Genomic DNA, 23,892 nt, shown 5'->3' with positions numbered 1-23,892 from the left:
AAGGTGCGCACCGCGTGAGCGGCCCGTCTCCGGAGGACGCGCACCGCATGAGCGGCCCGCGTACGGTCGTGTTCGCCGGTCCCTCGCTGCGGGGGATCAGGCTGCGCAATCCCGCGTTCGCCGTCAGGCCGCCCGTCCGGCGCGGCGACCTGCCCGCCCTGCTCGCCGAAGACGACCCGCCCGACGCGGTGTGCCTGGTGGACGGCTACTTCCACCACGCGCTCTCGGTCGGTCACCGCGAGATCCTGGCCGCGCTCCGGGCCGGGGTGCGCGTGTACGGGTGCTCGTCGCTCGGCGCCCTGCGCGCGGTGGAGCTGCGCGACCAGGGCATGGCCGGGCACGGCTGGGTCTACCGCCGCTACCTCACCGAGCCGGGCCGGGGCGACGACGAGGTGGCGCTGGTCCACTCGCCGGAACCGCCGTACGAGCCGCGCTCCGACCCCCTCGTCAACGTCGAGTTCGCGATCACCCGGCTGGTCGGGGCGGGCCTCGTACCCGCCTGGATCGGCGAAAGGCTGCTCGCCGGCCAGCGCGACCTGTTCTACCCCGAGCGCGACTTCACCCAGGCCGCCGCGCACTACCGGCGGCTCACCGGCGCGGCGGCCACCGACTCCGTCGTGCGCCTGCTCCGGCGCGGCCGGGCGCTGTTCGACGTCAAACGGCTGGACGCCCTCCACCTGCTCCGCACGCTCGACGCCCGCCCGGCCGGGACCCGTGAAGGAAGGACCACCCCGATGAAGACCGAAACACCCGACGGCGTCGCGTCGGCGATGGCCGCGGTGACATGGGACGACTACGCCGCCACGGACGACGGCGGCCGCCTGCCCCAGGTCTCGGCCCCGCCCGTCATCGCCGCGCTCCTGCGCCTGCTGGCGCCCCCGCCCGGGGCGCGGATCCTGGAGATCGGCACCGGATCCGGCTACAGCACCGCCGTGCTGGCGGAACTGGCAGGCCCCACCGGCCTGGTACGCAGCGTCGACATCGTGCCCGAGCTGATCGACCGGGCCGCCGCCCTGCTCAAGAGCCACGACGTCGCCAACGCCGAGCTCATGGCCGGCGACGGGCGGGCGGGCTGGCCAGGTGGTGGGCCGTTCGACCGGGTGATGGCGTGGGCCACGGCGGACCTCGTACCGGAGTCCTGGGCGCGACAGCTCGCGCCGGACGGCGTCATCGTCGCGCCCGTCCGGCTGCTGCCCCAGGCCGCCTGCGCGGCCACGGTACGGCTGCGCCGCACGCCCGGCGGCGACCTGATCGGTGAGGCGGTGACCGGCGCCACGTTCGCGCCGCTCGACCACGCCCCCCGGCGCTCCTGGTCGGGCCCCGCCGAGCAGGCGGACGTCGTCCTGGAGGCCGGCGACGAGGACGAGGACGAGGACGAGCCGCCGTTCTGGCTCAGCGGACACTGGCTGACCGAGATCGCCCCGGACGAACGGCGGGCCATCGCGCGGGCCTTCCTCCGCGACCGATCCGACGTGCACTCCCCGGTGACCGACGACGAGAACGTCCAGGCGTTCCACGCCTACCTCATGGCCGTGAACCCGGCCCCGCTCACCACCGCCTTCGTCCCCGGCCTCGGGATGTGCGTCGGCGCCGGCTCGCCCGCCGGCGTCGCCCTGGTGCCCACCCGGCAGAGCGGCTACTTCCGCTGCGGCTCCGACGACGAGCTGCGCGACCTGTTAGGGGCCTGGCGAGCGGCCGGGCGGCCCGGCTTCGGCGAGCTGGTCCCCGTGGTCCACCCGGCCGAGTCCGGTTACCGGATCACCGTCGAGCTCGCCCGGGAGGCCAGATGATCGACAACGCCGGCCCCGTGGCCATGGACCGCCCGCCCAACCTGTCGCCGGGCCGGTACGGCGCGATGACCCGATCGGCGATCCGGCTCATCCGCCGGACCAGCCCGAAGGAGGCCGCCCTCACCTTCGGCCTCGAAGCGCTCATCGCCCTCAGCATCCCGCTGCAGCTCCTGCTCGTCCGATGGGTGATCGGCCGCGTGGTCGGCGTCGGCGGCCAGACCACGCTCGGGGAGATCGTGGTGCCGATCATCGCGATCTTCGCGGTCTTCGCGCTGACCAGGATCCTGCTCGCCGTGGCCATGGGCCTGCGGCTGGTCCTGCCGAAGCTCGTCAGCTACGCGGCCACGGAGATGCTCGCGGCCAAGGCCGCCGCCCTGCCGCTGCCGGTGATCGAGGCGCCGGACACGCGCACGCGCCTGGCCCAGGCCCAGCGCGACATCGAATGGCGGCCGCTGCGGATGTGCGCCGACCTCATCCTGCTGGTGAGCTCCGGTGTGACGATCGCCGGGCTGCTGGTGCTCCTCGTGGTCGTCCAGCCCGTGCTCGCCGTCTTCGTCGTGGTCGCGTACGCGCTGATGCTGCGGCGTACGGCCGGCGCCATGCACGCCATCTACACCTACTTCGTCACCAGCATGGACCGGGATCGCAAGCTGAGCTACCTGTCCACCCTGATGGCCGACATCGACGCCGCCAAGGAGGTGCGCTGCTTCGGCCTGGCCGACGTCCTGCTCGGCCGCCTGCGGCTCCTGCAGGCGGACAGCGTCACCGACCTGCGCTCCGTGGGACGGCAGTGGGCCAGGCGCTACCTCATCGGCGGTCTCTGGACGGCCGTCATGGGAGCGTGCGGGCTGGTCTACACCCTGTGGCAGTACTCTCTCGGCTCCATGACGCTGGGCGCGGCGGTCGCCGCCGTCGGCGCGCTGCTCTTCCTGATCATCCAGGGGCACCAGTTCGCCAGCTCCGCCGGCCGCTTCTACGAGAACGCGGTGTTCGTGGAGAACTTCTGGTGGTTCATGGACCTGCCCGCCGCTCCCACCGGCACGAAGGCCGCCCCGTCCGGCGACGGCGCCCATGTGACGCTCGACGGCGTCTCCTTCACCTACCCGGGCTCCGACCGGCCCGTCCTGGTGGACGTGTCGATGGAGGTACGCCCCGGCGAGATCGTCGCCCTCGTCGGCGAGAACGGCGCGGGCAAGACGACGCTCGCCAAACTCCTGTGCGGCCTCTACGAACCGGACACCGGCGCCGTCCGCTGGAACGGCCGCGACCTTTCGGACATCGACGCGGCCCGGCTGCGGGAGAACGTGTCGGTCGTCTTCCAGGACTTCGTGCGCTACCAGCTGCCGGCCCGGGACAACATCGTGTTCGGCGACGTCACGGCGCTCTCCGACGAGCCGCGCATGGTGGCCGCCGCGCGGGAGGCGGGGGCGCACGACTTCGTGTCCGTCCTGCCCGACGGGTACGACACGGTCCTCGGGCCCGAGTTCGCCGGCGCGCACGAGCCGTCGGTGGGCCAGTGGCAGCGCGTCGCGCTGGCGCGGGCGATGTTCCGTCAGGCGCCGCTGATGATCCTGGACGAGCCCAGCGCCGCGCTGGACGGCCGGGCCGAGCACGACCTGTTCGCCGGGCTCGCGCGGGCCGCGCCCGACCAGGCCGTCATGGTGATCTCCCACCGCATGTCGAGCGTGCAGATGGCGGACCGCATCTACGTGCTCAAGGACGGGCGGATCGTGGAGGAGGGCCGCCACGCGGAGCTGATGGACCGCGACGGCGCCTACGCGGAACTGTTCGCCCTGCACGCCGCCTCGGGCCTCGGAGACGGGCCATGACGGCTCACCCGATCCAGGTGCTCGCCCCGGACGCTCCGGACGCGCTGCTCGCCCGGCTCAACGCCCTGCGCAACGAGCTGCGGCGCGAGCGGGCGGCGCCCGAGGTGCCGGACGCGCTCGCCGCCGGCGGGCTGCGGCACGCCGCGTCCCAGGGCGCCCTGCTCTTCTCTCCGGCGGGCGGCTGGGGGTTCCTGCGCCCGCTGGAACGGGGGACGGCCGACTGCCAGATCGAGGTCAGGCCCGCCGCCCGGCGTCAGGGACTCGCCCGGCTGCTGCTCGGCACGCTGCTCGGGCAGCCCGCCGCGTACGACGTCGCGGACCTGCGTTTCGTCACCCAGGACGACATCGCCGGCGGCGCGGCCGTGATGCGCCGGCTCGGCGCGGAACCGGCGGGCGTGAGCCGCGAATATCGCCTGGACCTGTCGCACGCCACCCTGCGACCGCCCCGCCCGCCCGCCGGCCTCACCCTCCACGAGGTCCGCGGCCGCTACCCCGCCTCGTGGTGGCCCGCCGTGTCGAGGCTGAAGCTGCCCCTCTACGCCGGCAGGGGAGTGGACCCGGAGGAGATCGAACGGGCGTTGACCCGGCCCGGGCTGGAACGGCGCGCCCTGGTGCTGGTGGCGGACGAGCCCGTCGCCCTCCACGAGGTGCTGCTCACCGGTGCCGCACCCGAGCTGGGCCACGTCGACTCCACCGTGGTCGCCCCCGACCGGCGGGGCCGCGGCCTGGCCAGGTACCTGAAGGAACACCTGATCCGCGACCTGCGCGACCACTCGTCCGTGCGGACGCTCACCACGACCATCGAGGGAGACAACCCGGCCATGGAACGGCTGAACGCCGGGCTCGGCTTCCGGCTCCGTACGGTCTCACGCTCCTGGCACGTCACGAAACCGGCCTGCCGGTGAGCGAGAAGACGCTCACCCGGGGCACCCACCGCCTGGTCCCGCCCGAGGAGACGTGGCGGCGCATTGAGCCGACGTTCGCCGAACGCGGCATCACGCGGGTGGCCGACGTCACCGGGCTGGACGACGTGGGCATCCCCGTCTGCCTGGCCGTGCGGCCGGACGCGCACAGCCTGTCCGTCTCCCAGGGCAAGGGGCTCACGCTCGAACTCGCCCGCGTCTCGGCGGCCATGGAGGCCATCGAGGTCAGCCACGCGGAGCAGGCCGTTCCCGATCTCCGCGCACCGGCGAGCGCGCTGCCAGAGCTCGGGTACCGGCTCACCGACCTGGACCTGGCCCGCCCCTCCCTGGTCTCCGACCGGCTCCCGCTGGACTGGACGGCGGCCCGGTGGCTGCGGTCCGGGCGTGCCACCTGGGTGCCGCTCGACTACGTACGGATCTCCAGCCTCGTCGGGCCCGGCTGGACGGTCCCGCTGTTCCGCAGTTCGAGCACCGGCCTGGCCGGCGGGAACTCCCGCGACGAGGCCATCGTGCACGCGCTGTGCGAGATCATCGAGCGGGACGCCGTCGCGCGCTCGCACGACCTGCCCTTCGACCGGCGGCCCTGGCTCGACCTCGGCACCGTCGGCGATCCCGGCTGCCGGTGGCTCCTGGAGCGGTATCGGAGCGGCTCCAACGCGGTCTTCGTGTTCGACGCCACCCACGACCTGGGCGTCCCCTGCTACGAGGCCCACATCTGGAGCCCGTCCCTGCCGGTGCTGTTCCGGGGGTCCGGCTGTCACCTCGACCCCGCGGTCGCGCTCTCCCGCGCTCTCACCGAGGCCGCCCAGGTGCGGCTGGCCACGATCAGCGGCAGCCGCGAGGACCTGTCGGCGCGCGTCTACTCCCTGCAGGCCGACCGCGCACCCCGCCCGCCCGCCGACCCGCCGGGTCCCCGGGTTCCCTTCTGCCTGTCCGACGATTCGACCGCTCGTCTGGCGGACGACGTCGCGCTGCTCACCGACCGCCTGGCCCGGGTGCGGCACGTCGAGCCGATCGTGGTCGACCTGCCGGCGGAACCCGTCTCGGTCGTCAAGGTGGTCGTCCAGGGGATGCGCAACCCCCTGGGCGCCGAGGAGACCCGGCCGCAGAGAGAGGGGTGAAGCGTTGACGCGTCACCACGTGTTCGCCGGCCCCACGGTGCCGGCCGCCCGCGTCCAGGCCCTCCTGCCCGGGGCACGGGTGCACCCGCCGGTCGCGCACGGCGACCTGCTCCGGCTCGACCTCGACCCCGGTGACGTCGTGGCCATCATCGACGGGGTCTTCTACCGGTCGGCGGCCGTGCGCCACAAGGAGATCCTCTACCTGCTGTCGCGGGGCGTCGCGGTGCTGGGGGCCGGCAGCATGGGCGCCCTGCGCGCGGCCGAGCTCGACTCCTTCGGGATGCGGGGGGTGGGGGTGGTCTACCGGCTGTTCTCGCTCGGGCTGCTGGAGGCCGATGACGAGGTGGCCGTGCTCCACGGGCCCGCCGAGACGGGTTACGCGCAGCACAGCGTCGCTCTGGTCAACGTACGGTTCGCGGCCCGGCGGGCTCGGTGGCGTGGGGCGCTGAGCCGTACGGACGAGTGCGCGCTGGTCGAGGCGGCGCGGAGCCTGCCCTTCGGCGACCGGGCCTACGCGTCGATCGCCGAGGCCGCGATGCGGCGGGGCGTGCTGGCCGAGGCGGCGCACGGGTTCATGAGCTTCGCCACCGACGTCAAGCGCGCGGACGCCGAACGGCTGCTCCGCCTCGTCCCCGCCGTAACGGCCAGGCCGTCCTCCGTCGCCGTCACCTCATTCCTGCACGAATGGCTGCAGGAGGCCAGGGAGACCGACGTCGGGGGAGTCCCGGTGACGGACGTGGACGTGCTCACCTACTGCCGGCTCTTCGCCGCGGACTACCCGCGTTTCCACCACCGCCACACCCTCGCCGCGCTCGCCGGAGAGCCCACTGTGGACGTGGCGCGGCTGGAACGCCTGGCCTGTGCGCGGGCGGAGAGCCTCGGCATCCTGCCTGTCGCGAACCTCGCCGACTGGACGCACGAGGAGGAAAGGGACGGGCCCTACGAGGCCATGGCCGCCCGCATCCTGGTACGGGCCGCGCGACGGCCGCCGGGCATCCCCCTCGTCGAACCGCTCATCGAAGGGCTGCGGCGGGAGACGGCGTTCGAGGACCTACGGCATCGCACGGCCGGGGCGCTGCGCCTGGGCCGTGACCTCGCCACCCGGGCGGGCGTGACCGAGCAGCGGATCTCCTGGCCCGCGCTGAGAGAATTCTTCGCCCGGCGGTGGGGACGGGTGGACGCGCTGACCCTCATGGACCGCGGGTTCATCACCGAGGCGGACTTCGAACGCAGAGCCCGCAGGTTCGGCCCGGCCGCCCTGATGGGCCGCGTTCCCGCCTTCTCCCTGAAGGCCGGCGCCCATGCCTGACGCCGGCTGGTTCTCGCCCTGCGACGAGGCGGCCGCCACGTGCCGCGTGCTCTGCCTGCCCGGACTCGGCGCCGGGGCGGCGGTCTTCACCGGGCTGGCCCGGCGGGCTCCCGCCGGAGCGGCCGTGCGCGGCGTGCGGGTGCCGGGCCGGGAGAGCCGGATCGGGCAGCCCCCGATCCACGACTTCGCCGAGCTGACCGAGCGGCTGACCGGCGCGGTGGCGGCCCTGCCCCCGGCGCCGACGATCCTGCTCGGCCACTGCCTGGGCGGGCTGGTCCAGTTCGAGGTGGCGCGGGCGCTCCGGCGTCGCGGTCACGACCTGCGGGAGGTGTGGGTCATCGGCCATCCAGGCCCAGGAGGCGCCGTGAAGTTTCCCGCCGACGACCCTCTGGGCGTCTACCAGGCCCTGGTCGCCCCGCCGCCGGAGATCCTGCGCTCGCCGGGCCTGCTGGACCTGGTGCTGCGCGGCGTACGGGCGGACCTGGACGTCGCCAACTCCTACACGCCCGCGAGCCACGTTCCCCTGGACCGCCCCGTGCGACTCTTCGCCGGCTCCGACGATCCCCAGCTCCCGGGCGGTGACCTGACGGGCTGGGCCGGTCACGCCGGGGCGGGCCTGGAGGTGCACCCGTATCGCGGCGACCACCGCTTCGCCGGCGCGGAACCGGCGGTGCTCGCCCTGCTGAGGAGGCTTCCTTCATGACCCGCTTCGCGGAACTCGTCGACCGGGCACTCGTCGCGCGCGCCGCCACGATGCCCGAGGAGGTCGCCTTCAGGACCGACGACGGCCAAACGCTGACCTACGCCGGCTGGGACGCCGCCTCCCGCGCGCTCGCCGGCGAACTGGCCGCCGCGGCTCCCGGCACCGGGCACGCGGCCGGCCTCTCGTACACCGGCCGGGACTGGCTCGGCTACGCGGTGGCGGTGGCCGCGGTCTACCGGGCGGGGTTCGTCTGCGTACCGATCCACAAGGACGCCCCCGCCGACGCGGCGGCGAGCGTCGGCTGCGCCCTCGTCATCACGCCGGACACGGGCATCCAAGTGACAGGGGGCAGGGCGTACGCGGCGCGGGATGAGCTCGCCGATCTCATGTTCACCTCCGGCACCACCGGAGCCCCCCGGCCCGTGCCCGTTTCCGCGCGGGGCGTCATCGCCGCGGAGCTCGGGCCCGATCTCGTCGAGCGCCCGCCTCCGCCGCGCCGCTCCCGCTACCTGCACGCGCTGCCGCCGGGCAGCGCGTGGGCGCAGACCCTCGTCAGGGCGGCGCTGCGCGGCGAGGTCGAGATCGTGGCCCAGCGCAGGTTCGACCCCGGCGCGTTCGCCGCACTCGTGGAGTTCCTGCGGCCGGCCAGGATCGGACTCGTGCCGGCGATGGCGCGGCTGCTCGTGGACACGACCCGGGGCCGTACGCTCGGCGACCACGGCGTCGAGCACGTGTTCTGCTCCGCCGCCCCGCTGGCGCCCGCGACCTTCCGCGACCTCACCGCGCTTTTCGCCGGGGCCACCGTGCTCAACGTTTACACCCTGTCCGAGGCGCGGTGGGCCAACATCTGCGGCGTACACGACCCCGGCAAGCCCACCGCCGTCGGTCCCGTACCGCCGGGGGTCGAGGTCGTGGTCCTCGACGAGAGCGGCGCCCCCGCGCCCGCCCATTCGGCCGGCGAGCTCGTCCTGCGGCGGCTCGGCGAGGAGGTCCGGACGGGCGACGTCGGACGGGTGGACGAGGACGGCATCGTCCACGTGCTCGGCCGGGCCGACGAGATCCTCAACGTGGGCGGGGTGAAGGTGTCGGCGCGCGAGATCGTCCAGGCCCTCGAAGAGCATCCCTCGGTACGGGAGGCGGCGGTCGTCGGGCTCGACCATCCCGTCCTGGGCACCGAGGTGGCCGCCGCCGTCGTCTTCGCCCGGCCCGGCGACGTGCCCGCTCTCCTGGACGACCTGCGCCGGCGGCTTCCCGACCTCCAGGTGCCGCGCCGGGTGCTACCGGTGGCGGAGCTGCCGCGTACCGAACTGGGCAAGGTGCGGCTCGGCGAGATCAAGGACCGGCTGACGGCCGCCGCACCCCGTACCCGCGGCCCTGGGCCCCTGACCCGGGACGGAGTCGTCGCGGCCGTGCGGGAGGAGGTGGCGCGGGAGCTCGGCGTCCCGGCCGGCCTCGATGACGACCTGTTCGACCTGGGCGCCACGTCGCTGTCGGCCGTGCGGATCGCCGAACGCCTGAGCGCCCGGCTGGGTGTCGACGTGCGGCCGCACGTGCTGATGGAGAGCGTGACGGCAGGCAGGGTGGTGGACGCGATCCTTGGCGCGACCGTGTGAACAGGATCAGGTCCGGTGAGACAGAGAGGTACGTGAGGATCGTGAACCAGACCGACGACCAGACGTTCGACGCCGTGTTCCGCGACGTCCTGCAGACCATCTTGAAGTCGGGGGACCGCGTGGTCCTCGGCACCGGACTGTCCATCGGCAGCGAACGCGGCACGACCGAGCTGCGCAACCACGGATTCACCGTGCCGGACACCCGTGACCGCCTGCTCTTCGACACCCGGTTCAACCTCCGGGCGGCGGTCGGGCGGTTCGCCTGGATGATGTCCGGCAGTGACCGGCTGGCCGACATCATGTACTACGACCCCAACGCGCGGCGCTTCACCGACGACGGGCTCACCGTGCCGGGATCGTGCGACGGCGCCCGCATCCTGTACCCCCGGCGGGGCGTCGACCAGTTGCGCGGCGTGATCAGGGCGCTGCGCGAGGACGCCACCTCGCGCCGGGCCACCATGGCGATCTACCATCCCGAGGACGCGGTCCGGCAGTCCAGGGACATTCCGTGCATCCTGTCGACGACCTTCCACATCCGCGACGGGCTGCTCCACACCACGACCGTGCTGCGCTCCAGCAACGCGGCCCGCGTGCTGCCCGCCGACCTGTTCCTCTATTCGCTGGTGTCGGAGATCGTCGCGGCTGAGGTCGGGGTGGAGCCGGGCTCCTACCATCAGTTCGCGATCTCGTCGCACATCTACGACGAGGACGTGGAGCTGGCGGAGGCGATCGTCGGCAGCGAGCCGGGGCGGGCGCGCGCGGTCATGGCCGCGATGCCGCGCGGCTCGGCGCTGCGGGACGTCGCCGTGCTGCTCGACCACGAGCGTACGATGCGCGCCGCCGTGACGCTGGACCGCCGCGCGGTGGGCGAGTTGCTGCGCCGGATCGACGGCGAGCTGCCGCCGTACTGGCAGGACTTCTCGCTCGTCCTCCTGAGCCAGGCGATGGAACGCCACGGGCTGCCGGCCGAAGACATCACGGCCCGTCTCGGCCCGGCGTTCCAGGCCGCCATGAAGGGCCCGGGCGTCTGAGGTCAGGCTTCCAGCGAGGAGGAATAGTGGCGTCGCCAGGAGTCGAAGCATCGCGCGAACCAGGGGTGAGCGGCCGCGAGCGGCACGATGTGCTCGCACGTCTCGGCGTAGTAGCGGCGCCGCCAGGCCGGATCCGGGTGCAGGTGCAGCCGCTGGACGTTGCTGTAGCGGTCGGCCAGCTTGATCCGGATCGCCTCCCCGGGCCCCGTGGAGATCCCGCGCAGGTAGCGCAGCCGGGTGTCGGCGGGGCTCTCGCCGGGCCGCGGCTCCGGGTCGGTCAGCAGCGCGACCAGCCGGCCAGGGCCGGGGCCGAGCGCGCGTTCGAGGACGTCCAGGGTGCACGCGCTGTCCTCGATGACGTCGTGGGCCGCGGCGGCGGCCAGCACCTCACCGTCCCGCTCGCCGGCCCCGCGGGTGAGGATCTCCAGGACCTCCAGCAGGTGCTCGGTGTTGGGCTCGCCGCCTGGCCGGCGCTGGCCGGCCTGCCAGGTTTCCGCGAGGTCGAAGGCGGTCTCGACCAGGGTCAGGGAATCGTCGTCGAGCATCGTGGCCAGTTCCGCGCGAGCGCGCGGCCAGTTCTTCCATGAGATGAAGATCGGATGCACCATGCCATCATCGGTCATTTCCCGAAAAATCATGAATACCGTGGTCGTGGAGGTTTTTGAGCGGGTGCTGGAGGTCCCTGCCACGCCTGAATCGAGCTTCTACGACCTGGGCGGTCACTCCATGCTCGCCGTCCTCGTCGCGGACGAACTCGGCGACCGGCTGCCCATCACGGTGCCGCCGGAATGGGTGCTGCTGCATCCGGTGGCCGGCGACCTGGCGGCGTTCCTGGCCGATGCGGTCGAAAGGGACGAGTCCGGTGATTAGGGCCAACTGGCCGTACGTGGCCTGGTACGCGCCCGCGCACCTGCCCCGCGGGATCGTCTTCGACAGCAAGTGGCGCTCCAGGATGGACATCGACCTCCGCGGCGGCCGGGGCGAGATCATGGAGCGCGTCACGGCGGCGATCCGGCGCTACACCGCACTCCGTACCACGGTCGTCCGAGGTGAGGGTGAAGCCGTTCTCCGCCACGTGCACCCGGCGGACGACGCGGTCGCCGAGTTCCGGACGTGCGAGGCGGAACCGCCGCCGGACTCCCTCTGCAATGTCCGGCTCCTTTCCCTGGGCGGCGATCTCCATCGCGTCCAGGTGGCCCATGGGCTGCTCGACGGGTGGGCGACCGCGGAGCTGAGACGGGAGTTTGACGGACGGTCCCGCGCGCTCGACCTGCATGATCGGCTCACGGCCGAGGAGTCCTCGCCCGAGGGCGTCGCCCGGTCGGATCGCGCGATCACCGCCGTCGTCGAACGCTCCCGCCGCGCCGTCGCCGCCCTGGGCCGCTACCCCGATCCGATCTGGCCCGATGGGCCCAACGCGTCGTTCGTGCTGCGAAGCTCTGAGCTCGCCACCGTGATCCGGACGCTGTCCTCGTCGCTGGGGGTGTCCCGGGCCGCGGCCGCCTTCACGCTGAGCTGCCTGGCCCTGTCGGCCGTCACCGGGCAGCCCGCCGTATGGACCGCGGTGCTCGCCGCCAACCGGCGCACCCGCGACGAACTCCGCCACATCGGGCTGATGATGTGCAGGGGATCGGCCTTTGTCGACATCAAGGCGGACCAGACGGTGGCCGAGCTGGCGGCCGGGTGCGGGCGGGAGCTGTGGGCCGCCTCTCGCGAGTGCCGGTACGACTCCGCCGCCCTGCGCACCGCCGCCATCGCCGCCGACACGCCCGCGCAGTCCGTCGTCGACTTCCACTTCCGGGAGTCGGGATCGGAAGCGGTGCGCACGGAGGCGCCGGAGCGAGCCGAAGAGGCCGCGCAGGGCGCCTGGCGGGCCGGCTTCTCGACGGGTGGGTTCGCCCTGCAGATCGGCGTCCACCTGCTGCCGGACGCCGCCGTCGTGGTCCTGACCACCGACACCACCTTCCTGGACGACCCGGGAGTGGAATCGCTGGGCCGGCTGCTGGCCGGCCCCGCCCGGTGGGCGCTGCCTCCTGACCGGCGGGTGGGCGCCGCCATCGAACGCGGAAGGGCGGGCTGAGGTGGCGGGCTCCATCCTGGGGATCGGGGAACTGTCCTGGCGCCTGGAGAACGGGCCCGACGGCGGCCAGTGGGTGCCCGGCGGGCTCATCGGCGACGTGCTGGCCGAGATCGTGGACCGGCTCGGGCCGGTGCCCCGTCCCCGCACGGTGGGGTGGAGCGGCGCGATCGCCCGCCGCCGCCACCCCGGCGAACCGCTCACCTCTCCGGTGGACGACCTGCGCCGCAGGGGCATCGCCATCCACCGGCAACGCCTGATCGACCACTATCCGCTGACCCCGCCGGCCGTCGGCGTGGCCCTCGATGCGGTCCTCGATGTGCCGGGATCTCCTGATCTGCTGCTGGTCGAGCCGGGTGCGCTCGCTTCGCCCGTACCGCCCGGCGTGCCGGTGGCGGTGCTGGTCGGCGGGCCGGACGTCGCGTGCGGCCGGTTGCGTGACGAACTGGCGGCCGGGCGCGTCACGTACGTCATCGGCGACCCCGCCGCCCTCGCCCGGCTCGACACCGGCACCGGCGGCGCGGAGTGGCTGCCCATGGACGTGGCCGGACTGCCCGCCGCGGCCGCCGCGTACCTGCTGGCGCGGCTCGCGGGCACCCCGGCCGACCTGGCCGCACGGGAGGCGGAGATCGCCGCCGGGAAGGCGGAAGGCGAGACGCGTCCCCCTCACGAGGACGATCTGAACGCCGTCTTCAGCCACCTGACCGGCCGCACCAGCGCGGACGAGCGGGAAGGGAGGCTGTTCGACCGGGTACGCCGGGCCGCGGGGCCGGTCATCGTGGTGGGCGGGCAGACCGGCGTCAACCAGCTCGTGCTGAGCGTGACGGCCGAGCTGGGGCTGCCGAGCTTCTGCGTGCTGCCCGAAGGGCGGCGTACCGAGCGCACCGAGCGGATCCTCGGCGGAGTGGACGACTTCGGCGACGCCCACCTGACCGTGCTCGGCGGCCACAGCTACCGGCACCGCACCTGGACCACGGTGTACATCGCCGACGGCACGGTGACCTGGGATCCGCGCCGTTCCGAGGGGTCGGCCACCGCGCGCGAGGCGGCCGGCATCCTGGGGCGGCCGTGGCTGGACCTGACCGGCATTCCGGACGACTCGCTGCCCGGCGCCCTGGTCGGGTGGGTCCGTGAGAACGGAATTCGCGTCATCAACATCGAGGGCAACCGGGGCTCGCTGCTGTCGCCCGAGCAGCACGAGCACGCCCGCGTCCAGCTCGGCCGGGCCCTGCGGGCGGTCGCCGCGGCCCATGCCGCCGATCGTGGGGGCGCGGTGTGGACCCGGAGCGGCGCGGCACGGGATCGTCCCCTGCGGCTGGGGGTTTCGGCCGGTTCGCCGTACCGCAGGCTGATCGGGCGGTTTCTCGCCGACGCCTTCGGCCACCGGCTGCCGACGGACCGGCGTTTGGTGCACTCCTTCGCCGAGCCCGACCTGCGGGTGGTGCTGGCGAGGTCCGCCGACCTGCCGGTGCTGCTCGCCGAGGGCGCCGTCGACGTCATCGTCTGCGGCAGTGACGTGCTGGCCGGCACCGGGCTGACGCCCGTGCTGGACACGGGGCTGCGGCCCCTGCTGTTCGGGCTGGTCGGCGGGTGGGGCGGGCGCGTCGGATCCCAGTACGGCGACCTCGCCGACACCGTGCTGCGCCGGACGGAACCGGTGCGGCGCATCGCGGGGGCGGGGGAGGCGTGGGTGGTCGAAGGGCTGCTCGACGCGGTGTTCGACAGCTGGCACACCGGGGCGACCGCCGAGGCGCACGGCCTGGACCTGCGGGAGGCCATGCTGAGCACGTCGGTCGTGGTCGCGGGCGACGCCGGCTGGCTGATCGACGCGCTCGACGACTGGGCGCGGGGACGGCGGTGACTACCCGCCGGACGCCGGGCCGAGGTGGTGGACGATCCGGGCGGTGAGGTCGGTCGGATCTCGTACGATCCCGTCCGCCCCCGCCTCCACCAGCTCCTCCTCGGTGTGGAAGCCCCACGTCACCCCCAGGCTGCACACCCCGGCGGCCCGGCCGGCCAGCATGTCCTTCGGGGCGTCGCCCACGAACACCGCCCGCTCCGGCGGGACGCCCAGAGTCCGCAGCGCGGCCCGTACCCCGTCCGGTGCGGGCTTGGGCCGGTCGACGTCCTCGTGGGCGATCACCACGCCGATGTGATCGGCGAGGTCCGGCGGCAACAGCATGCCGACGCGCCGCCGCGCCTGCGCGGTCACCACCGCGATGGACGCGCCGGCCCGCGCCAGTTCGGTGATCGCGGCCACGACGTCCGTGAAGATGACCGTCTCCGCCAGCGCGGCCCGCATGGCGGCGTCGAAGCCGCGCTCGTACGCGAGATCGGGATCCGCCACCCCGAGCAGCCGCAGCGCGTCGGGCGGCGGCCCACCGGCGTAGGGGTGGCAGTCGGCGGCCGAGATCAGCCGGCCGAGCTCGGCGCTGGCCACCGCGGCGATGGCGGCGCTGGTCGTGGGGAACGAATTGATGATCACGCCGTCGAGGTCGACCAGGACCGCGTGTGCGCGCAGCGACATGACCCTCCCGATCTCAGTTCACCCGACGGGAAGCGGCCGGTCAACTCCCGCCTCCAGGGCGGCCAGGTAGCGCTCGTGGTTCGGCGCTCCGGTGTCAGCCGACGCCGAGGAGGGCGTGCGCGCGGGCGCGGTCGGCCCGGAACTCGTCGGTCGGGGACCGGTGCACGATCCGGCCCTTCCGCATGACCGTGACCTCATCCGCCAGCCGGAAGGCCAGGTGCAGGTCCTGCTCCACGAGCACGGCCGCGATGCCCTCCGCGCGCAGGCCCTCCAGCACGCCGGCGACCTGGTCGACGACCGTGGGCGCGAGCCCGTCGGACGGCTCGTCGAGCAGGAGCAGCCGAGGTTCGCGCAGGAGCGCCCGGCCGATGGCCAGCATCTGCTGCTCGCCGCCGGACAACTGGTCGCCCCGATGGTTCCGGCGCTCGGCGAGCCGGGGCATGAGCGCGTACACCCGGTCGAGGGGCCGGCGGCCGGCCGCGAGGCGCAGGTTCTCCTCCACGGTCAGGGGTGCGAACACGCGGCGGCCCTGCGGGACGATCGCGATGCCCGCGCGGGCGACGGTGTGCGCGGGCGCGCCCGCGAGCTCGCGGCCGCCGAGCCGGATGCCGCCCGAGTACGGCTTCAGCAGCCCCATGACGGTGTGGACGAAGGTCGTCTTACCGGCGCCGTTACGGCCCAGCAGGGCGACCACCCCGCCCGCGGGCACGGTGAGATCGACGCCGTCGAGCACCGTGGTGCCCGCGTAACCGGCGCGCAGGTCCCGTACGGTGAGCACGTCCGTCATGAGAAATCCCCGGTGAACAGCTCGTCGGTCCTGGCGGCGCCCAGGTAGGCGCGCCGCACCTCCTCGTCGGCCCGGATCCGCTCGGGCGGGCCGGAGGCCAGCACCCGTCCCAGATACAGCACGGTGACCCGGTCGGCCAGGCGGAACACCACGTCCAGGTCGTGCTCGACGATGAGCAGGGTCAGGGCGCTCGGCAGGCTCTCGACCAGCTCCGCGAAGCGTTCGGTCTCGGCGGCCGACATGCCGGCCGTGGGCTCGTCGAACATGACGAGGGCGGGCCGTGCGGCCAGCACCATCGCCACTTCGAGCTGCCGGCGCTCGCCGTGGGACAGGTCGGCGGCCCGGTCGTTCGCCCGCCCGGCGAGCCCGACGGCCTCGAGGTGCCGCGCGGTCTCGGCCTCGGTACGCCGGAAGCGCCACGCGGCCCGGTCGAGCCGATGCGCCACCCGGTGCACCCGCTGCACCGCGAGCGCGACGTTGTCGGCCACCGAGCAGTCCAGGAACAGACTGGAGTGCTGGTACGTGCGCAGCAGGCCACGGCGGGCCCGTTCTGACTCGCGCAGCCCCGTGATGTCCTGGCCGTCGAACAGCACGCTGCCACCTGAGGCCGCCAGGGTCCCGGCCACCGTGGCGAACAGCGTCGACTTCCCGGCCCCGTTCGGCCCGATCAGGGCGTGCCGCTCGCCGGGCCGTACCGTCAGATCGACACCGTCGACCGCCTTGAGCGAGCCGTAGGCGTGCGTGAGCCCGCGCAGCTCCAGCAGAGGCGTCACGAGAGCCGCCCTTTCCCGCGCCACGAGAGCCGCCCTTTCTCACGCCGGATCCCGGCGACGCCCCTCGGCAGCAGGAAGACCACCGCCACGAACACCAGCCCCAGCACCAGAGGGCCGTGCCCGCCGATGGAGGCCGACAGGTTGTCGCGGACGAGCAGCACCAGGGCCGCGCCCGCGCACGGCCCCCACAGGCTGCCCGCCCCGCCGATCACCACGCTGAGCAGCGCGAGCGCCGCCACCTCGAACCCCAGATCGCCGGGCGAGACGAACCTGGCCTGCGCCGCCCACAGCGCGCCGCCCGCGCCCGCGACGGCTCCCGCCAGGCAGAACACGCCGTACCTGGCGAGCGCGGGACGGTAGCCGAGCGCCCGCATCCGGGGCTCGTTGTCGCGGATGCCGCGCAGCGTCCTGCCGTACGGCGACCGCACCACCAGGGCCACCGCCGCGTAGACGGTGACCGCGACCGCCAGCACCCACCAGTAGACGTACCCGGCGGCGGGCAGCGGCGGGCCGCCGAAGAGGCTGATCGGCGGCATCCCGGCCAGGCCGTTCCCGGCGCCGATGGCCGGCCACGTGTCGGCGACCTGGTGCGCCGACTCGCCGATCGCGAGGGTCAGCATGAGGAACACGATGCCCCCGGCCCGTACGGCGACCCAGCCGGTCAGCCCGGCGGCGACCAGGCCCGCCACCAGCCCGGCGACCGCCTGCGCCAGGGCGTCGGAGGTCAGGTGGATGCCGACGAGGGCGGCCGTGTAGGCACCCGTCCCGAAGTAGGCCGCCTGCCCGAGCGTGGGCAGGCCCGTGACGCCGGTCAGCAGGTCGACGCTGAGCACCAGGACGGCGAAGGCCAGGATGCGCGTCATCGTCGTCACCGGGTAGGCGCCCAGCACCAGCGGCGCCGCCGCCAGCAGGACGATCACCACCCCACCGGTCAGCACGAGCGTCCGTCCGGCCGCCACAGCCCTCATGCGCGGACCGCCGGCAGCAGCCCGGCCGGGCGTACCAGGAGGACCAGGGCCATCGCCGCGAAGACGAGGAACGACGCGTACTCCGGCAGCAGCGACGTGCCGAGCGCCTGCACCTGCCCGATGAGGATCGCGCCGAGCAGCGCGCCCCGCACCGAGCCGAGCCCGCCGATCACCACGACGACGAGCGCCAGCAGCAGCACCTTCTCGTCCAGGCCCGGCTGCGCCCCGAGGATCGGCCCGGCCAGCACCCCGCCGGCCGCGGCGAGCCCGGCCCCGGCCGCGAAGACGCCCATGAGCACCCGGCCGGTGTTGACACCCAGGGCCGACACCATGTCGCGGTCGGCGACGATCGCGCGGATCACCGAGCCGAGCCGGCTCCGCTCGACCAGCGCGTAGACCGCCACGGCCAGCACCACGCCGAACCCGATCACCAGCAGCCGGTAGAGCGGATACGGCTCGCCGAACAGCGCGACGCTCCCGTCGACCGGCGCGGGCGCCGCGATCGCGTGCACGTCGTCGCCGAACAGCACGGACAACGACTCGGCGACGACGAGCGACACGCCGAGCGTGAGCAGCGCCTGGTCGAGATGGCGCGGCGTGGCCCGGGTCAGGCCCGCGAGCACGCCGCCGAGCGCGGCGCCCACCCCGGCGGCCAGCAGCACCGCCAGGACGAAGGCCGTCATGCTCCCGCCGTCGGCGGCCAGCGCGACCGCCACATACGCACCGACCAGGTAGACGGCGCCGTGGGCGAGGTTGAGCACGTCCATCATGCCGAACACCAGCGACAGGCCCAGCGCGATGGCGAACAGCAACGAGCCCATCGCCAGGCCGTTCAGCCCGCTCACCAGGTAGGCGGCCATCAGCCCAGCTCGCTGACGACGGCGTTGACCACGGCGCCGCCGCTGGAGCGCACCTCGCGCAGGTAGTACTTCTGCTGGGCGTCGTGGTCGGCGTCGAAGCTCCACTGTCCTCGGGGGCTGTCGATGGGACCGACCCCGCCGAGCGCTTTGACCAGCTCCTCGCCGCTCCCGCCGGGGGCCTTGGCCAGGGCCTTGTCGAGCACGGCGGCGGCGTCGTAGGCCTGCACCGCATAGACCGTCGGCGCCTCGTCGTAGGCCTTGCGGTAGGCGGCGATGAACTCCTTGTTGCGCGGCGTGCCGAGCTCCGTGGAGTAGTGCAGGGACGTCTTCACGCCCACCGCGGCCTCGCCCTGCGCGTCCAGCACGCCGCCCTCGGTCAGGAACCCGGTGCCGTAGAGCGGGATGCTCTCGGCCAGGCCGAACTGCTGGTACTGCTTGACGAAGCTGACCGCCTCCGCGCCGGCGTAGAAACCGTAGACGGCCTTGGCGCCCGAGCCGCGGATCGCCGACAGGAACGGCTGGAAGTCCTGGGTCTTGCCGAACGGCGTGTACTTCTCCCCGGCGACCTTGCCGCCGGCCGCCTCGAACGTCCTGCGGAACCCGGCGACCATCTCCCGCCCGGCGGCGTAGTCGGCGGCGATGAGGTAGACGCCCTCCTTGACCTCCTTCGCCACGGCGGGGCCGAGTGCCGCGCTGACCTTGCCGTTGGCGAAGCTGGTGCGCCACACGTACGCGGACTTGCGGGCGCCGGTGATGTCGTTGGCGCCGGCGTTGGCGATCAGCAGCGGCTTCTTCGACTCGTGGAAGAAATCCCGCAGGCCGAGCGCGGTGGCGGAGTTCACCACGCCGACGACGGCGGCGGCCTGGTCCTGGGTGACCAGCTTCTGCGCCGCGGGGACGCCCGTCTGCGGGCCCTCGCCCTCGTCGGCGCTGACCACCTCGGCGGTACGCCCGCCGAGCTTGCCGCCGTGCTCGGTGAGATAGAGCTGGAAGCCGTTGCGCATGTCCTCCCCGAGCGGTGCGTAGACGCCGGACAGCGGCACCAGTAACCCGATCTTCACCGTGCCGCCGGCCTGCTGACCGCCGGACTGGTCGAGGCTCGAACCCGCGCAGCCGGACAGCACGAGAACGCCTGTCAGTGCGAGGAGGGCCGGTCGTAACGTGCGCGGGACAACGGAGCGGACACCCATGGCGACTCCTGGCAGTTGAACGTCGGCGCCACACGCTGGCTGGTGGGCCCAGAATCTACAGACCTGTGTTGCGGCGTCAATAGTCTGTAATCGATCCGAAAAGGACTGCAGGTCGGAACGGCCGGTAGCCAGGTCGAGATTTTCTACAGACGTATTTCGTTCCGCAAGCGAACTGTGGCAGATTGGAGAGAACGTCGAAAGGAGACCAGCGATGGGCACCGACCCCCGTACCGGCGCGGCTCCCGATCCCACCGGCCCGCTCAGCCGCGTGGACTACAGCGAGCGCATCCCCAACAATGTGGACCTGGCCGGTGACCGGCGGCTGCAGCGGGCGCTGGAGAGCTGGCAGCCGAAGTTCCTCGACTGGTGGAGGCAGCTCGGGCCCGCCCTGCCGACGAAGGACGTCTACCTGCGTACGGCGGTGGCGGTGGGCCGGGACGGATGGGCGCATTTCGAGCACGTGCCGATGGAGGAGTACCGCTGGGGGATCTTCCTGGCCGAGCGCGACCCCGACCGCAAGGTCAACTTCGGCAAGCACAAGGGCGAGCCGGCCTGGCAGGAGGTGCCCGGCGAGCACCGGGCCGACCTGATGCGGCTGATCGTCGTCCAGGGCGACACCGAGCCGGCGAGCGTGGAGCAGCAGCGCGTCCTCGGCAACACCGCGCCCAGCATCTACGACCTGCGCAACCTCTTCCAGGTCAACGTCGAGGAGGGCCGTCACCTGTGGGCGATGGTCTACCTGCTGCACGCCTACTTCGGCAGGGAGGGCCGCGAGGAGGCCGAGCAACTGCTCAAGCGCAACTCGGGCGACCTCGACGCGCCGCGCATCCTGGGCGCCTTCAACGAGCAGACCACCGACTGGCTGCAGTTCTTCATGTTCACCTACTTCACCGACCGCGACGGCAAATACCAGCTCGGCACCCTGAAGGAGTCGGCGTTCGACCCGCTCGCGCGTACCTGCCAGTTCATGCTCAAGGAGGAGGCCCACCACATGTTCGTGGGCACCACCGGCGTGCAGCGGGTGCTGGAGCGCACGGCCGAGCTGATGAGCGAGCACGGCACCGCCGACATCCTGCCGCACGGCGGCATCCCCCTCGCCGTCATCCAGCGCTACCTGAACTTCCAGTTCTCGGTCTCGATGGACCTGTTCGGCTCCGAGCGGTCCACCAACGCCGGCAACTACTTCACCTCCGGGCTCAAGGGCCGCTGGATGGAGACCCGCCGCAAGGACGACCACGTGCTGCTGGAGGACACCCGCGAGCTGCGGTACGTGGAGGACGGGCGGATCACGACCACGACCGTGCCGCTGCTCAGCGCGCTCAACCTCGACCTGCGCGACGAGTACGTCGCCGACTGCTCCCACGGCGTGCGCCGCTGGAACCAGGCCCTGGCGGACGCCGGCCTGTCCGAGCGCCTCTACCTGCCGCACGAGGGCTTCAACCGCAAGGTCGGCGTGTACGCCGGCCACCACGTCACTCCCGATGGCGAGGTCGTCGACGAGGCGGCCTGGCGGGCGCGGGCGGACGAATGGCTGCCCACGGACGCCGACCGCGAGCAGGTGGCCTCCCTCATGATCCCCGAGTACGAGTACGGCAGGTTCGCCGGCTGGATCGCCCCGCCGAAGACCGGCATCAACGACCAGCCCGTCGAGTTCGACTACGTGCACCTGGCCGACGAGGGGCTGCTCTAGTGCCGGGCGGCCGCCTCTTCGTCCAGCCGGTCCCACTCGGCCTGCGCCCGCCGGTGCCACCGGTTGCGCAGGTCGTGGAAGACGGCCGCCGCCCGGGGCCCCGGCCAGTCGTGGTCGAGCAGTTCGGCCGGCAGATCCGGGTCGAGGAACGGGAAGTGCCGCCACTCCTGGATCAGCAGCAACTGGGCGACCAGCGCCTCCCGGTCGGAGGTGACCACGCGGCCCTCGAAGTCGTCGATGAAGCTCAGATAGCGTTTCTCCACGTCGTCGAGGTCCCACGCGGCGTTGATCAGCTTGGCGGTGTCGCCGATCCGCGCCGACGGACCGGTCCAGGCGTAGGCGCGGTCGGCCAGGTCGAGCTCGCGGATCACCTCGCGGACGGCGGCCTCCTTGGTGGCGTCGGGGATCACCCACAGGGCGGGGGAGGGGGAGCCGAGGCCGAGCCAGGTGAGCTTGGTGCGCAGCCGGTGGCGGAGCCGGCGCTGGGTCTCCGGGACGCCGGCGGTCAGGACGAGCCAGCGGCCGTCCCACGCGTGCGGCCTGCGCATGAAGCCGTAGATGCGCTCGGTGCCCTCGCGCAGCAGCCGGTCGCCGGCCTCGGTCAGGTGCCAGCGCACCTTGCGGCCGTGGCGCACCGACTCCAGCAGGCCCTCGTCTGCGACGCGCGAGAGCGCCTGGCGCGCCGACTTCTCCTCGACGCCCAGGGCGCCGAGCGCGTTGACGAGGGCGCCGGTCCAGGCCTCGCCCTGGCGGGGGAGCACGAACTCGCCGAGCACCGTCAGCAGCAGCGAGCGGGCGCTGGGCGAGACCCTCTCACGCTGCTGCTCCACCGTCGTTCTCCCATCGTTCCACGCTTTGCTGACGCGCATTCTTCCAGGTTAGGTACGCCTGCAGCGCCGCGGGTCTCCTGGGTGACATTAAATACTACAAAGCCTTGACGCTAAATCCCGTACAAGTCGAATATTGAAGAGAGCCCTTCGTCTCAACGGAGCACGCATTGACTGTCACCTTCGCGACCTCGCCGGACCGTTACCGTCACTGGACGCTGGAGGTGGACGGGGCGGTGGCCACCGTCACGCTGCGCGTGGACGAACACGGCGGCCTGGTCGACGGCTACGAGCTGAAGATGAACTCCTACGACCTCGGCGTCGACATCGAGCTGTACGACCTCGTCCAGCGGCTGCGCTTCGAACATCCGGGCGTCAGGGCCGTCGTGGTGACCGGCGGCCTGGACCGGATGTTCTGCGCCGGGGCCAACATCCGCATGCTCGCCCAGTCCTCGCACGCGTGGAAGGTGAACTTCTGCAAGTTCACCAACGAGACCCGGGGCGGCATCGAGGACGCCACCGAGCACTCCGGCCAGACCTGGATCGCCGCGCTCAACGGCACCGCCGCCGGCGGCGGCTACGAACTAGCGCTCGCCTGCGACCAGATCGTCCTCATCGACGACGGCTCCTCGGCCGTCTCGCTGCCCGAGGTGCCGCTGCTCGGCGTGCTGCCCGGCACCGGCGGGCTGACCCGGGTGGTGGACAAGCGGCATGTGCGCAAGGACCGCGCCGACGTGTTCGCCACCAGGTCCGAGGGCTTCCGCGGCCGGACCGCCGTCGAGTGGGGGCTGGTGGACGCCACCGTGCCGCGGGGCGCCTTCCCTGAGGAGGTGGCCCGGCGCGCCACCGCGGCCGCGGCCTCGTCCCGCCGTCCCGAGGGCGCCCAGGGTGTGGTGCTGACGCCGCTCGATCGTAAGGACGACGGTGACAGCATCACTTATCCGTACGTGTCCGCGCGGATCGACCGGCCGAACCGCGTCGTCGAGATCACCGTGACCGGGCCGCACGACGCCCCGCCCGCCGATCCCGTCGCCCAGGGGGCCGGCTACTGGCCGCTCGCCATGACGCGGGCGCTCGACGACCTGATCCTGCACCTGCGGACCAACGAGCCGGACCTCGGCATCTGGGTCCTGCGCGCCACCGGCGACCACGAACGGGTGCTGGCCTACGACGCCCAGGTCCACGTCGCCGGCGACTGGTTCGCCAACGAGGTGCGCCACTACTACAAGCGCACGCTCAAACGCCTCGACGTCACCAGCCGCAGCCTCATCGCCGTCATCGAGCCAGGCACCGCCTTCGCCGGGCTGCTCGCCGAGCTGGCCCTGGCCGCCGACCGCCAGTACATGCTGGAGGGCGTCTACGAGGACCGCGACCCCGACGCCATCCCCGCCACCCTCGTCCTCGGCCCGTCCAACGACGGCGACTTTCCCATGGGCAACGGCCTGTCCCGGCTGGAGTCGCGGTACTGGGGCCACGTCGATGACCTCGCCGCCGTCCGGGCCCGGATCGGCGAGCCGCTGGACGCCGCCGCCGCGGCCGGGCTCGGCCTGGTCACCATGGCCCTGGACGACATCGACTTCGAGGAGGAGCTGCGCATCGTGCTGGAGGAACGCGCCTCGCTGTCGCCCGACGCGCTGACCGGCATGGAGGCCAACCACCGTTTCGTCGGCCCCGAGACCCTGGAGACGAAGATCTTCGGCCGGCTCACGGCCTGGCAGAACTGGATCTTCATCCGCCCGAACGCCTCCGGCCCCGACGGCGCCCTGCGCCGCTACGGCACCGGCCGCAAGGGCGACTACGACGTCGAACGGGTCTGACCATGGCCACTCGAACGGATCGGGCCATGGCCACTCGAACGGATCGGGCCATGGCCG

The 23,892-nt window shown here is 73.0% G+C and carries 21 protein-coding genes; 13 read left to right on the top strand and 8 right to left on the bottom strand.

Translation table 11 applies throughout. The features are described 5' to 3' along the window. The first annotated feature begins 14 nt into the window (after positions 1-14). From C4V41_RS40790 to C4V41_RS40755, 8 genes are read left to right on the top strand one after another with little or no spacing between them, the layout of a single operon-like run. Positions 15-1,790 carry a TfuA-like protein gene (locus C4V41_RS40790; RefSeq protein ID WP_160150558.1) on the top strand — a complete coding sequence of 592 codons (1,776 nt, stop codon included), beginning with the start codon at positions 15-17 and terminating at the stop codon, positions 1,788-1,790. Further along, positions 1,787-3,619, top strand: a complete 1,833-nt coding sequence (locus tag C4V41_RS40785) for an ABC transporter ATP-binding protein (RefSeq protein ID WP_103961369.1) — start codon at positions 1,787-1,789, stop codon at positions 3,617-3,619. The genes C4V41_RS40790 and C4V41_RS40785 overlap by 4 nt, the downstream gene beginning before the upstream one ends. Continuing rightward, positions 3,616-4,524 carry a GNAT family N-acetyltransferase gene (locus C4V41_RS40780; protein ID WP_103961368.1) on the top strand — a complete coding sequence of 303 codons (909 nt, stop codon included), beginning with the start codon at positions 3,616-3,618 and terminating at the stop codon, positions 4,522-4,524. The genes C4V41_RS40785 and C4V41_RS40780 overlap by 4 nt, the downstream gene beginning before the upstream one ends. After that, positions 4,521-5,663 (top strand): YcaO-like family protein, encoded by a 1,143-nt coding sequence (locus tag C4V41_RS40775; RefSeq protein ID WP_160150557.1) that lies wholly within the window; start codon positions 4,521-4,523, stop codon positions 5,661-5,663. Before C4V41_RS40780 ends, C4V41_RS40775 begins: the two co-directional genes overlap by 4 nt. Before the next feature lie 4 nt (positions 5,664-5,667). Beyond that, positions 5,668-6,972: a TfuA-like protein gene (locus tag C4V41_RS40770; RefSeq protein WP_103961366.1), complete on the top strand. Its 1,305-nt coding sequence runs from the start codon at positions 5,668-5,670 to the stop codon at positions 6,970-6,972. After that, the gene (locus tag C4V41_RS40765) at positions 6,965-7,675 is read left to right on the top strand and encodes a thioesterase II family protein (protein WP_103961365.1); all 711 of its coding nucleotides are present in this window, start codon (positions 6,965-6,967) and stop codon (positions 7,673-7,675) included. The genes C4V41_RS40770 and C4V41_RS40765 overlap by 8 nt, the downstream gene beginning before the upstream one ends. Further along, complete coding sequence (locus C4V41_RS40760) at positions 7,672-9,288, top strand: AMP-binding protein (protein WP_103961364.1); 1,617 nt, start codon at positions 7,672-7,674, stop codon at positions 9,286-9,288. The genes C4V41_RS40765 and C4V41_RS40760 overlap by 4 nt, the downstream gene beginning before the upstream one ends. A gap of 32 nt (positions 9,289-9,320) precedes the next feature. Next, positions 9,321-10,319 (top strand): thymidylate synthase, encoded by a 999-nt coding sequence (locus C4V41_RS40755; protein WP_103961363.1) that lies wholly within the window; start codon positions 9,321-9,323, stop codon positions 10,317-10,319. 2 nt (positions 10,320-10,321) lie between these two features. Here C4V41_RS40755 and C4V41_RS40750 read toward each other — a convergent pair whose 3' ends face one another. Then, complete coding sequence (locus C4V41_RS40750) at positions 10,322-10,942, bottom strand: HD domain-containing protein (protein ID WP_160150556.1); 621 nt, start codon at positions 10,940-10,942, stop codon at positions 10,322-10,324. Positions 10,943-10,964: 22 nt separating this feature from the next. Between C4V41_RS40750 and C4V41_RS40745 the strand changes: the two genes are divergently transcribed. Genes C4V41_RS40745 through C4V41_RS40735 form a run of 3 tightly spaced genes read left to right on the top strand, consistent with a single transcriptional unit; the run spans position 10,965 to position 14,257 of the window. Further along, positions 10,965-11,189, top strand: coding sequence for an acyl carrier protein (locus tag C4V41_RS40745; protein ID WP_200824554.1), 225 nt, complete (start codon positions 10,965-10,967; stop codon positions 11,187-11,189). Next, the gene (locus tag C4V41_RS40740) at positions 11,182-12,399 is read left to right on the top strand and encodes a condensation domain-containing protein (RefSeq protein WP_146103964.1); all 1,218 of its coding nucleotides are present in this window, start codon (positions 11,182-11,184) and stop codon (positions 12,397-12,399) included. The genes C4V41_RS40745 and C4V41_RS40740 overlap by 8 nt, the downstream gene beginning before the upstream one ends. A 1-nt stretch (position 12,400) precedes the next feature. Next, positions 12,401-14,257: a YpsA SLOG family protein gene (locus C4V41_RS40735; protein ID WP_103961360.1), complete on the top strand. Its 1,857-nt coding sequence runs from the start codon at positions 12,401-12,403 to the stop codon at positions 14,255-14,257. Here C4V41_RS40735 and C4V41_RS40730 read toward each other — a convergent pair whose 3' ends face one another. The 6 genes from C4V41_RS40730 to C4V41_RS40705 all read right to left on the bottom strand — a co-directional run bounded on the left by C4V41_RS40730 (position 14,258) and on the right by C4V41_RS40705 (position 19,501). Further along, entirely contained in the window at positions 14,258-14,923 is a 666-nt protein-coding gene (locus tag C4V41_RS40730) for an HAD family hydrolase (RefSeq protein WP_103961359.1), read from the bottom strand. Between the two features lie 94 nt (positions 14,924-15,017). After that, positions 15,018-15,710, bottom strand: a complete 693-nt coding sequence (locus C4V41_RS40725) for an ABC transporter ATP-binding protein (RefSeq protein WP_200824553.1) — start codon at positions 15,708-15,710, stop codon at positions 15,018-15,020. Continuing rightward, positions 15,707-16,483, bottom strand: a complete 777-nt coding sequence (locus C4V41_RS40720; RefSeq protein ID WP_103961358.1) for an ABC transporter ATP-binding protein — start codon at positions 16,481-16,483, stop codon at positions 15,707-15,709. Before C4V41_RS40720 ends, C4V41_RS40725 begins: the two co-directional genes overlap by 4 nt. Beyond that, complete coding sequence (locus C4V41_RS40715) at positions 16,480-17,451, bottom strand: branched-chain amino acid ABC transporter permease (protein ID WP_103961357.1); 972 nt, start codon at positions 17,449-17,451, stop codon at positions 16,480-16,482. Before C4V41_RS40715 ends, C4V41_RS40720 begins: the two co-directional genes overlap by 4 nt. Then, positions 17,448-18,311 (bottom strand): branched-chain amino acid ABC transporter permease, encoded by an 864-nt coding sequence (locus tag C4V41_RS40710; protein WP_103961356.1) that lies wholly within the window; start codon positions 18,309-18,311, stop codon positions 17,448-17,450. The genes C4V41_RS40715 and C4V41_RS40710 overlap by 4 nt, the downstream gene beginning before the upstream one ends. Beyond that, positions 18,311-19,501 carry an ABC transporter substrate-binding protein gene (locus C4V41_RS40705; RefSeq protein WP_103961355.1) on the bottom strand — a complete coding sequence of 397 codons (1,191 nt, stop codon included), beginning with the start codon at positions 19,499-19,501 and terminating at the stop codon, positions 18,311-18,313. The genes C4V41_RS40710 and C4V41_RS40705 overlap by 1 nt, the downstream gene beginning before the upstream one ends. A 211-nt stretch (positions 19,502-19,712) precedes the next feature. Here C4V41_RS40705 and boxB point away from each other — a divergent pair, with 211 nt between their 5' ends. Next, a complete protein-coding gene (gene boxB / locus C4V41_RS40700; RefSeq protein ID WP_103961354.1) occupies positions 19,713-21,191 on the top strand; it encodes a benzoyl-CoA 2,3-epoxidase subunit BoxB in 1,479 nt (492 codons plus the stop codon). Here boxB and C4V41_RS40695 read toward each other — a convergent pair. Continuing rightward, positions 21,188-22,060 (bottom strand): PaaX family transcriptional regulator, encoded by an 873-nt coding sequence (locus tag C4V41_RS40695; RefSeq protein ID WP_103961353.1) that lies wholly within the window; start codon positions 22,058-22,060, stop codon positions 21,188-21,190. The genes boxB and C4V41_RS40695 overlap by 4 nt on opposite strands. Positions 22,061-22,188: 128 nt before the next feature. Between C4V41_RS40695 and boxC the strand changes: the two genes are divergently transcribed. Beyond that, complete coding sequence (gene boxC / locus C4V41_RS40690) at positions 22,189-23,835, top strand: 2,3-epoxybenzoyl-CoA dihydrolase (protein ID WP_103961352.1); 1,647 nt, start codon at positions 22,189-22,191, stop codon at positions 23,833-23,835. The last annotated feature ends 57 nt before the right edge of the window (positions 23,836-23,892 follow it).

This window comes from Nonomuraea solani (assembly GCF_900108335.1).
Classification (GTDB): Bacteria; Actinomycetota; Actinomycetes; order Streptosporangiales; family Streptosporangiaceae; genus Nonomuraea; species Nonomuraea solani.
The sequence above is the reverse complement of the archived record's forward strand: the minus strand, read 5'-3'. Positions and strand labels throughout refer to the sequence as shown.